The sequence below is a fragment of the Bradyrhizobium sp. Leo170 genome, assembly GCF_004296405.1.
Taxonomy (GTDB): Bacteria; Pseudomonadota; Alphaproteobacteria; order Rhizobiales; family Xanthobacteraceae; genus Bradyrhizobium.
In genome coordinates this window covers 20,370-30,364 of record NZ_PSRR01000071.1, presented here as the reverse complement: position 1 = coordinate 30,364, position 9,995 = coordinate 20,370, and the positions used below count along the sequence as shown (strand labels likewise).

Sequence of the window (9,995 nt, the reverse complement as noted above, 5' to 3'; positions counted from 1 at the left end):
GAACACTAATGAGGGGCTGTGATTGGCCGGTCGTAGTCGACGGGCCGTCAGTGACCTCGGCTCAATTACCTAGCTCAACGGAGACCGTGCATGAAGGCGCTTCTCGTCTCGTCCCCGATGATGGGACATCTCCATCCAGTATTAGGAGTCGGGCGGGTCCTGATCGCGGACGGTTGGGAGGTCATGGGCCTGACATCGAGCTATCTGCGAAACCGCGTCGAAGAGATCGGCGCCACATTCCGCAGTTTCGTGCCCGCGGCCGACATCGATACGCGAGACGCCGCCAAGCTATTTCCGGAAATCATGACGGCGACGCCCGGCGCACAGCAATTGCGGCTGATCCTGGAGCAAGGTTTCGCCGATTTCATGCTGGCTCAATATGAGAGCATCAAAATCGTCATGCAGGAGTTTCCTCCCGACATCATCATCGGCGATCATCTCATGCTGGGCGTGTTGCCGATGCTGCTCGGTCCTCGCGCACGGCGGCCGTCCGTGGCCTTGCTTGGAACGACCTATCTCCTGTCACGTCGAGATGACGGCGCCCCGAACGATGCAGGCATTCCGCCCGCGCGCAACGACCAGCAACTAAGGGAGTATGCCGCGCTCTTTCAAACCTACGAACAATCGGTCTTTGGCCCGGCAGGACGATGCGTGAACGAGTACCTGGCCCAGATCGGGAGCAGGCCGCTGCGAATGAATCTTTATGACGCGATGGTGGAGCTGCCCGATATCTATTTGCAGCTCACGGTGCCGCGGTTCGAGCTGCCGCGCCGCCGGCTGCCAGGTTCGGTACACTTCGTCGGCCCGCTGCCGATCACGCCGAACCAGGCGCCGGTACCTTCGTGGGCCTACGAATTGGATGGTTCACGCAAAGTCGTTCTTGTAACCCAGGGCACGTTGACCAATAACGACTTCAGCGAGTTGACCCTGCCGACGCTGGAGGCGCTGGCGAAAGAGCCGGATGTTCTCGCAATCGTCACAACGGGTGGACGTCCGATCGATGTGCTCGGCGGTCCGTTGCCTGGAAATGTGCGGGTTGCCCAGTATCTGCCGTTCGAGTGGGCATTGTCGAAGGCCGATGCATTCGTGACGAACGGCGGCTACGGCAGTGTCAATCAAGCCTTGAGTTATGGCGTTCCCATCGTCGTGGCGGGAACGGGAGCCGACCGGGGCGATGTCAGCGTCCGCATCGCCTGGTCGGGGGTGGGCATCAATCTGGCAACCAACGCACCCACCGCAGAACAATTGCGCCCCGCCGTGCGCTCGGTGCTGGACGATCCGAAATATCGCGAGCGCGCAGCGTCGCTGGCGGAGGACATTCGCAAGATCGATACCGCATCGGAGATCCGTCGCATTCTTCGGCAACAGATCTCGACCCCCTCGCAGGATCGCCCGCGCGCCAAGAAAGCCGCGCGGCGATAAGGCTGCCGTCCCGCCAGGAGTCGTCGGTCGGTCTTATCGGACTGCGCGCCGAGATCGGCTAGGGCTTGACCACGACTAGGACGACCACCGCTGTCATGGAGACGAGGATCAAGGGCAGCGTTGTCCAGGATTTTAGCGCCTTGTTCCTGACAAGGCGCCGGAGCTGGCCTGACTGGATTCCGTGCACGGCCGAGAGCAGAACGACAAAGGCGAGCTTGACTTGCAGCCACGTGTTGGAAAACCACCCGGCCGTGACCGCCAACGTCAAGCCGAAAGCCCAGACCAGCAGCATCGCCGGCGTGGTCAGCCAGCGTTCCGATTTGGCCAGAAAACCCGCGACAGGCTCGACCGATCCCGGATTCGCGCGCTCTGCCGCCAGCACGATCGAGGTGGTGATGGTGCCGGCTACGAAAAGGAAGGCACTGACGACATGCAGTGCCTTCAGCCATGGGTAAAGCGCAGCAAGGCTCACTGGACCGCACCGGTGCGCAAAGCTGCGGACTTTCGTGCGATAAGCCGCGCATTGGCAAAGCCAGCGAATGGGATGAACGCTGTCGCGAACAGCCGCACCGCCTCCGATCGGCTCCAGCCGCCTTCCGTGACCGCCTGGATCGCAGCCCAGCAATAGCCGAGAAACGCAAGGCCATGGACCGGCCCCATGACATGGACGGCGACGTTCCAGCCGGCGATATGCTTGAGTGGCACGGCGACTGCGACAAGCAGGACCAGCGTCGTCGCCTCGAGGACCGACAGGATCCCAAGCCACCGCAACTGCGTCGATTCGTAATCGTTGGACACGCGCACCTTCCCGCTTCAAGACCGGCGGCATGCATAGACAATGCGTCGCGCATTCGGTGAGTGGCCGAAATGACAACCTGCGATCATTTCCCGCCAAACCGCGCTTCGGCTATGTTCGCCGTGGTAGATGCTCGCTCCGAGGTGACCATGCATAAAGTTTCAGTTCTCGCGATGGACGGCTTCGTGCCGTTCGACCTGTCGGTCCCGTGCGAGGTGTTCGGGCGCGCGAGTGGCGTTGCCAGCTATAGTGTCCGCGTGTGCAGTGAGGCGACCGAAGTTCGGTCGAGGAATTTCACGCTGCAAACGGAGTGGGGCCTCGAGGAGCTCGTGTCGGCCGATACGGTCCTAGTGCCGGGAGTGGAGGATCCGACCGCTCCGGTCTCCCCGGCCGTGCTTGGGGCGCTTCGATCTGCCTGGGAGCGCGGAGCGAGACTGGCGTCGATCTGTTCGGGAGCCTTCGTTCTGGCGGCAACCGGCCTTCTGGATGGGCGGCGGGCCACGACGCACTGGATTTGCGCAGACGAGTTCGCACGGCGCTATCCCCGCATCCAGGTCGATCCAAACGTGCTGTTCGTTGACGAGGGGCGCCTGATCACCTCCGCCGGAGCCTCGGCCGGGGTGGACATGTGCCTGCATCTGCTACGCCGCGATCATGGCCAAGCCGTTGCGGCCGACGCCGCGCGGCTCGCCGTTGCGCCCCTGGTCAGGGACGGCGGCCAGTCCCAGTTCATCCGCCACGAACCGCCGAAATCGGCTGCCAGTCTGGCCTCGCTGCTTGACTGGATGAGCGCCAATCTCGACCGCACGCTCACGGTTCGGATGCTGGCCGATCAGGCGCGCATGAGTCCGAGGACGCTGGCGCGACGGTTCGAGGAACAGACCGGAACGACGCCACTGCAATGGCTGCTCAAGATGCGCATCCGCCGGGCGCAGGAACTGCTCGAAACCAGCGAGGCTTCGGTCGATCAGATTGCAAGCTCGGTCGGATTCGAATCCGCGGTTACCTTCCGATCGCGCTTCCGGAAAGTCGCCGGCATCAGCCCGACCGCCTACCGTCAACGCTTCGGTGCCCGGGAGCGCTGACCGCGATTTATTGTCCGACATATGTGCGGTGGTGGATTTGGCTTCGTGGATTTGGCTTCTCAGATGCCACTTGAGAAATATTGATAATTTACAATAGTTTATTGGGAATCCGAAGGAGCGAGGCATCGGTTTGGCTGGTCGCCAGTTGCAAGCTTGGCTGTCTTGGCGCTAATTTTGGTCCGACAATAATGGTCCCGCGCCGCCGGAGGCGGTAGGCGAGGGCTCCAACCTCGATATTTGGAATAGGGAGGCCGAGGCGCGCGTGATTGCTGATCCGTCGCTATCAGGAAATCCGGGACTATTGTCGGCCGCGGAAACCGCGCCGGCCGACTGGGATCGCCTTGCGCGCTATCTGGAAGCGCACGGCATGAGTGTCGATCTGGCGCAGCCGATCCGGCAGTTCGCCGGTGGCCTCGCCAATCGCAACTATCTCCTGATCGCCAACGGTGCCCCGACTGTCCTGCGCCGTCCGCCCGACGGCGACCTGCCACCGGGCGCCCATGACATGGCGCGCGAGCATCGCATCCTGTCGCGCCTTGCCGATGCGCTGCCCTTCATAGCAAGGGGGCTGCACTATTGCGGCGACCGCAGCGTCATCGGCGTTCCCTTCCAACTGATCGAGTATCGCGCAGGGCTCGTCATCCGCGGCGCGGATCTGTCGCCGCTGCAGGGGCGCGACGATGCACCCGGGATTCTCTCGGAGATGATGGTTGCAACATTGGCCGCGCTGCACCGGGTCGATGCGCGCGCGGTCGGACTTGAGGATCTCGGTCGCCCCGAGGGTTTCATCGCCCGCGCGATTGCCGGCTGGTCGAAACGTGGGGCGCTGGTTGCCGAGGATGGCGCGCTGCAAGGTCTATTGCAGGACATTTCGCAGTGGCTGTCCCGGCAGACATTCCGCGACCGGACACCGACGCTGCTGCACTGCGATTTCAAGCTCGACAATTTGATCCTAAATCCGCAGACGCTCTCGCCGGTCGCGCTGGTCGATTGGGACATGGGAACGCGGGGCGATCCGCTGTTCGATCTGGCGACGCTCTTGAGCTACTGGGCGCAGCCGGATGATCCGCCGGCGTTGCAGCGGCTGCAGCAGATGCCGACGGCTCAGCCCGGATTCTGGCGGCGTGCCGAGGTCGCGCGGCGCTATGCCGACCTGACCGGTCTGGATATCGACGACCTGCCGGCGATGCGCGTGCTCGCGCTGTTCAAGCTCGGGATCGTGTTCCTGCAATTGCACCGCCAATGGGTCAACGGCGCGGTGAGGGACAATCGCTATGCCGACTTCGCCCGCGTTGGCGAAGATATTCTTCTGGTCGCGCGCGATGCCACGACCGGAACTGAGCGAGGAAACTGACGATGCATCAACTCGACATGAACTTTTCGCTGCCGCCGCGCGTGTCCGAACTGGCCGATCGCGTGAAAGCCTTCGTCAAGGACACGGTGGTCCCGTTCGAAAAGGACAAGCGCTGGACGTCCCATGGACCGACCGATGAGCTGCGGCGCGAGCTCAATGCGCTCGCGCGCAAGGCCGGCGTATTCGCGCCGCATGCGCCGGCGGAATATGGTGGCCAGCATCTGTCGCATATCGGCCGCGCCGCCGTGTTCACCGCCGCCGGCTATTCCATGCTCGGTCCCGTCGCGCTGCATTGCGCCGCGCCCGACGAGGGCAACATCCATCTCCTTGATGTCGTGACGCGGCCCGATCAGCGCGAGCGCTATTTGAAGCCGCTCGCGACCGGAGAAGTCCGCTCCTGCTTCTGCATGACGGAGCCTGCTCCCGGCGCAGGCTCCGATCCTGGCCAGTTGCAGACGACGGCGCGGCGCGATGGCAATGACTGGGTCATCGACGGCGAGAAATGGCTGATCACCGGCGCCGAGGGCGCCGCCTTTGCGATCATCATGGCGAAGACGAGCGGCGGCGGAATGGAAGGGGCAGCCACCATGTTCCTCGCCGACATGTCCGATCCCGCCATCACGATCGAGCGCACGCTCGACACCATCGATTCCAGCTTTGTCGGCGGTCACGCGGTGGTCCGCTTCAACGGGCTGCGCGTGCCGGCCGATGCCGTGCTCGGCGAGATCGGACAGGGTTTTCGCCACGCCCAGGTTCGCCTCGCGCCGGCGCGGCTGACGCATTGCATGCGCTGGCTCGGCGCCGCGATCCGCGCCCAGGAGATCGCTACCGAATACGCGCGGCGTCGCACGGCGTTTGGCAAGCCGCTCGGCGAGCACGAGGGCGTCTCCTTCATGCTGGCCGACAACGCGATGGATATCCATCAGGCGCAACTGACGATCTGGCACACGGCGTGGATGCTCGACAAAGGCGAGCGGGCCTCGAGCGAAAGTTCGATGGCCAAGGTGATCTGCTCGGAAGCGATCGCGCGCGTCGCCGACCGTTCGCTGCAGATCCTCGGCGGGCTCGGCACCACGCGCGATACCGTGGTCGAGCGGTTCTATCGCGACGTCCGCGCCTTCCGCATCTATGACGGCCCGTCGGAAGTGCACCGCTGGGCGATCGGACGGCGGATCGTGACCCATGGCGGCCGATAGGCGGCGGTAAGAGCCGCAGCAAAACAAAACAACAAGCGCAAAACGCGCGAACACGGAGGAAATGATGCGCGATATCTGGTCACCGCCGAAGGAGCCTGCGGTCGAAAGCTATGAAAGCTTGTGCGCCAATTTCCGCTGGCAGGTGCCGGAGACCTTCAATTTCGGTGCCGATATCATCGACCGCCGCGCCCGCGAGCAGGATGGTCCGGCGCTGATCTGGGAGAACGCCGCCGGCGAGACCCGGCGCTACAGCTATTCCGATCTGTCGCGGCTCACGAACCGGCTCGCGAATGTTTTGCGGGCGAACGGCGTGGAGAAGGGCGACCGCGTCATCATCATGCTGCCGCGGCTGGCGGAATGGTTCGTCGCGCTAATTGCGGCGATGAAGATCGGCGCGGTGCCGATCCCGTGCATCGAGATGCTGACGGCGCGCGATATCGAATACCGCGTCGCCAATGCCGAGGCCAAGGCGGCGATCTGCCGTCCCGGGCAGACCGCCAAGTTCGCATCCGTGGAGACGCTGATCCCGGTCAGGATCGCGCTCGGCCAGACGTCGGGCTGGCTCGATTGGAACAGCGAAGTGGCGCGCGCCTCCGAGACGATCGAGCCGGCGATCGTCAGGGCCGAAGATCCCGCGATCATGTACTACACGTCAGGCTCGACCGGCCACCCGAAGGCCGTCGTCCATGCCGCGCGGGCGATCTATGCGTGGCGGGTGTCGGCGATCTACTGGCTCGACCTGCGTCCCGGCGAGGTGATCTGGTGCACGGCAGACACCGGCTGGAGCAAGGCGGGCACGAGCATCATCTTCGGACCGCTGAGCTGCGGCGCCTGTTCTTTCTTTTTCGACGGCCCGTTCGTGCCGAACGATCGGCTCGAACTCCTGCGCAAGCACCAGGTCACTGTCTACTGCGCGCCCGGCACGGAGCTGTCGCGGGTCGTTGGCGAAGTCCGCGCACGCGGTGATCTCGGCCGGCTGCGCCGCGTCGTCACCGCGGGCGAAGCCATGAACCCCGTCGTCGCCGAGCGCTGGGAGGCGGCGACCGGCATCCGCATCGATGAAGCCTATGGGCAGACCGAAGCCTTGATGGTCGCGCTGAACTATCCAACCGAGCCGGTCCGTTACGGTTCGATGGGGCGTCCGTCGCCGGGCTCTGATCTCGATGTGATCGACGCTGATGGCAACCGCTTGCCGCCGGGGCAGGAGGGCGATCTCGCGCTGAAGATGCCCAACCCGCAATTGATGCTCGGCTACTGGAAGGATGCGGAGCGCACCGCGGCCTGCTTTGTCGACGGTCCCGACGGGCGCTGGTTTCTGACCAGCGATCGCGCGGAGAAGGATGCCGACGGTTATCTCTGGTATCGCGGGCGCTCGGACGATGTGATCAATTCAGCAGGCTATCGCATCGGCCCGATCGAGGTCGAGAACGCGCTGGCCGAGCATCCGGCGGTGCAGATGTGCGCGGTGGTCGGCAGTCCCGACATCGAGCGCGGCGAGATCGTGAAGGCGTTCGTCGTGCTGCGGCAAGGCCATGCCCCGTCGCCGGAGCTGACGCGCGAATTGCAGGATCACGTCAAGTCGGTCACCGCGCCCTACAAATATCCGCGCGCGATCGCGTATATCGCGGAGCTTCCGATGACGATCACCGGCAAGATCCGTCGCCGCGAATTGCGCGACCGCGAGTTCGCGCGAGGCGTCGTCTGATGTCTGTAGCGGATCTCAGCAACAACGTCCAAGAGCGCAACGAGCCGGTCTACCGGTTCGTGGTGCGCAGCATCGAAGCCAAGATCATGTCGGGCGAGTGGGCCGTCGGCGACCGGGTGCCAGCGGAGACCGCGCTGGCCGCGGGCTTTGGTGTCCACCGCTCGACGGTCCGCGAAGCGATCCGGGTGCTGGAGCAGAACGGCCTCGTCCGCCGTCACGACGGCGGCAAGCTGCTCTATGTCTCCGTGCCCCGTGAGGCCGACATTTCCGAGAAGGTGACGGCGGCGATCGTGCTGCAGGAGATCAGCTTCTTCGAACTCTGGGAAAGCATGCGTTGTTTCGAGCCGGTGCTGGCCGAATGCGCCGCGACGCGGATCGACGACGATATGCTGGCCGCGCTCCGGGCCAATGTCGACAAGACCAAGACGGCGCTCGAGGACAAGCAGAGCCTCGTCGAACTCGATATCGAGTTTCACCAGATCATCGCGCGTGCCTCGCGCAACCGCGCCCTGCAGCTCAGCCGCGAGCCGATGAGCCAGCTATTCTATCCGGCTTTCCTGCGGGTGTTCTCCCGATTGAACGCGGGCGAGCGCCTGGTGTTCGCCCATGAGAAGATCCTGCGGGCGCTCAGCGATCGCAACCCCGCCGGGGCGCGGTCCTGGATGGACAAGCACATCGTCGATTTCCGCCGCGGCTACGAGCTTGCCAATTTCGATATCGACGCGCCGGTAGGCTGGTCGCAGCGACCCGCGTAGGTCGCGTCAATCTCAAAAGCGGAAGCGCAACCCGGCCGTAGTGGCGACGTTGCTATGCTCGAAGAAGCCGAACCCCAATCCGCCGTTGACCTGCGTGAACATCACGCCGACATAGGTATCCCATTTAGGCGCAAACCTCCAATCGACCGCGGTGGAAATTGCGTCGAACGTCCCGGCGCATTGCGGGTGTTCGCTAGAGGAGCAGAAGGCGGGGCCTCTGGCGGCAGTGCCGAAGAAGGAGTCCTGGATGTAGTGATAATAGGCGCCGATCACGTCCAGATCGTCGGTTATGGAGTATTTCGCGCCGGCCCACATGACCTGAAAGGTCTTGTTGCCGAGCCCGCCGACGCCGAACGCGGCATTGTTGATGTTCGTGTTGTTGAGGGCATCGCAGCCCTGACAAAGGAAGTTTCCTGCGATGTCGGTGAAGGCGACTTGCGGATTGCTCGGCGGCTCGTATCGGATGTATTCGTAACCGGCGTACAGCTTCAGCGACTTGGTCGTGTATCTCGCCACCAACATCGCGGCGGTGTTGTCGGAGATCGTCGCCGTCAGGGTCTGCGGCAGGAACGGGGGGATCGGCGCTCCAAACGCGTTGTTTGCGTTTGCTCCCGACGCCAGCGCGAGCGATACGGAATTCTTGACATGGCTGTAAATGGCGTCGACCGAGAGCACGTCATTGCCGCGGATCGGAATGTCGCCGCCGAGCTGGAATTGATAGGCGCCGGTGGAGGCATTGTTCTCGTCATAACCGCCGAACTGCCACAGCGCCGCTGCCCGGAAGTGGTTGAAGTTGTACCGGTACTTCACCGACGTCGAGTGTCTGCAGTTTTCGGTGTTGCCGCCGCCGCAGGTTATACCCTGGAAGCCGATCGCCGAGAATCCGTAGGAGGCGCCGAACGGATCGTAATCGAACACGGCATCCAGCGTCAGCGAGTTCTGCCGGAAGAGGGTCAGCGTGCCATAAGTGGGAGAACTGACGCCGACGTAGCCCTGACCGTTGTACCACTGGCCGGCGCGGCTTGAATCCGAGTAGGCGGTTTGCAGGTTTTGCGGGACGCCGGCGTTCGCGGCAATCGATCCGGGTCCATTCGAGAATCGCAGCGAGTAGGGGTCGAAGCCGGCATCGAGGTCAAAGACGAAAGAAAAGTCCTCGCCGATCGGCCTGGTTCCTTTGATGCCGATGGTCGAATTGCTCAACGCATTGGGCGCAAGGGTCCATGTCGCCAACCGGTTCTGTTTCTGGATCAGGTAGGAGGCTGCAACTGCAGATCGCGGATCAAACGACGCACCGTGGCTTTGCCAGCCGAAGCCGGTGTCGATGATGCCGAAGACCGTGATGCCTTCCCAGGTGAGCTGGCAATTGGTCGTGACGAAGTCCGATGGGTCGGTGCACGGACGCGGCGTCATGGCCGAAGCCGCCGGCGCCTTGGTCGGCGTGACGTCGGCCGCCCATGCCTCCGATGCGCCCGAGGCGCCGACAACCGCAAGAAGGAATGCCGCACAGATCCCGAGCTTTGCCATCAGAAAGCTCCCGGCGACCGGCCCCACGGCGCCTGGCCAAGCTTGGCTTGCCGGCCGATCGTGCAGCAAGCAACATTCAACAGGTTGTGCAGCGCCCAGCCAAAAAAGTTCGTTCCAGTAGCGGCCGGGCCACACAGCGCTACCAGCGGAGGCCCCCG

Annotated in this window: 9 protein-coding genes; 6 read left to right on the top strand and 3 right to left on the bottom strand. The window is 63.7% G+C overall.

Annotated features, from left to right (window positions below; translation table 11 throughout):
- Positions 1 to 90: 90 nt before the first annotated feature.
- The gene (locus CWO89_RS15005) at positions 91 to 1,422 is read left to right on the top strand and encodes a nucleotide disphospho-sugar-binding domain-containing protein (RefSeq protein WP_130579570.1); all 1,332 of its coding nucleotides are present in this window, start codon (positions 91 to 93) and stop codon (positions 1,420 to 1,422) included.
- 58 nt (positions 1,423 to 1,480) lie between these two features.
- Here the strand turns inward: CWO89_RS15005 and CWO89_RS15000 are convergent, their stop codons facing one another.
- Positions 1,481 to 1,894: a CopD family protein gene (locus CWO89_RS15000; protein WP_165421157.1), complete on the bottom strand. Its 414-nt coding sequence runs from the start codon at positions 1,892 to 1,894 to the stop codon at positions 1,481 to 1,483.
- On the bottom strand, positions 1,891 to 2,220 hold the full coding sequence (locus CWO89_RS14995; RefSeq protein WP_130579568.1) for a DUF3817 domain-containing protein: 330 nt from the start codon (positions 2,218 to 2,220) through the stop codon (positions 1,891 to 1,893). Before CWO89_RS14995 ends, CWO89_RS15000 begins: the two co-directional genes overlap by 4 nt.
- 111 nt (positions 2,221 to 2,331) lie before the next feature.
- On the opposite strand from CWO89_RS14995, the gene CWO89_RS14990 reads away from it, so the two are divergent.
- From CWO89_RS14990 to CWO89_RS14970, 5 genes are all read left to right on the top strand, one after another.
- On the top strand, positions 2,332 to 3,303 hold the full coding sequence (locus tag CWO89_RS14990) for a GlxA family transcriptional regulator (protein ID WP_349644882.1): 972 nt from the start codon (positions 2,332 to 2,334) through the stop codon (positions 3,301 to 3,303).
- Positions 3,304 to 3,565: 262 nt separating this feature from the next.
- Positions 3,566 to 4,657 (top strand): phosphotransferase family protein, encoded by a 1,092-nt coding sequence (locus CWO89_RS14985; RefSeq protein WP_130579566.1) that lies wholly within the window; start codon positions 3,566 to 3,568, stop codon positions 4,655 to 4,657.
- 2 nt (positions 4,658 to 4,659) lie between these two features.
- On the top strand, positions 4,660 to 5,853 hold the full coding sequence (locus tag CWO89_RS14980; RefSeq protein WP_245476307.1) for an acyl-CoA dehydrogenase family protein: 1,194 nt from the start codon (positions 4,660 to 4,662) through the stop codon (positions 5,851 to 5,853).
- 64 nt (positions 5,854 to 5,917) lie between these two features.
- On the top strand, positions 5,918 to 7,558 hold the full coding sequence (locus tag CWO89_RS14975; protein WP_130579565.1) for an acetate--CoA ligase: 1,641 nt from the start codon (positions 5,918 to 5,920) through the stop codon (positions 7,556 to 7,558).
- Positions 7,558 to 8,313, top strand: coding sequence for a FadR/GntR family transcriptional regulator (locus CWO89_RS14970; RefSeq protein WP_130579564.1), 756 nt, complete (start codon positions 7,558 to 7,560; stop codon positions 8,311 to 8,313). The genes CWO89_RS14975 and CWO89_RS14970 overlap by 1 nt, the downstream gene beginning before the upstream one ends.
- Before the next feature lie 12 nt (positions 8,314 to 8,325).
- Here the strand turns inward: CWO89_RS14970 and CWO89_RS14965 are convergent, their stop codons facing one another.
- Positions 8,326 to 9,837 (bottom strand): porin, encoded by a 1,512-nt coding sequence (locus CWO89_RS14965; RefSeq protein ID WP_130579563.1) that lies wholly within the window; start codon positions 9,835 to 9,837, stop codon positions 8,326 to 8,328.
- Between the last annotated feature and the right edge of the window lie 158 nt (positions 9,838 to 9,995).

What these genes read in the sequence shown, in the direction of transcription:
- CWO89_RS14970 (WP_130579564.1), top strand. Translation starts at nt 7,558, where the DNA reads ATGTCTGTAGCGGATCTCAGCAACAACGTCCAAGAGCGCAACGAGCCG.
- CWO89_RS14965 (WP_130579563.1), bottom strand. Translation starts at nt 9,837, where the DNA reads ATGGCAAAGCTCGGGATCTGTGCGGCATTCCTTCTTGCGGTTGTCGGC.
- CWO89_RS14990 (WP_349644882.1), top strand. Translation starts at nt 2,332, where the DNA reads ATGTTCGCCGTGGTAGATGCTCGCTCCGAGGTGACCATGCATAAAGTT.
- CWO89_RS14980 (WP_245476307.1), top strand. Translation starts at nt 4,660, where the DNA reads ATGCATCAACTCGACATGAACTTTTCGCTGCCGCCGCGCGTGTCCGAA.
- CWO89_RS15005 (WP_130579570.1), top strand. Translation starts at nt 91, where the DNA reads ATGAAGGCGCTTCTCGTCTCGTCCCCGATGATGGGACATCTCCATCCA.
- CWO89_RS14975 (WP_130579565.1), top strand. Translation starts at nt 5,918, where the DNA reads ATGCGCGATATCTGGTCACCGCCGAAGGAGCCTGCGGTCGAAAGCTAT.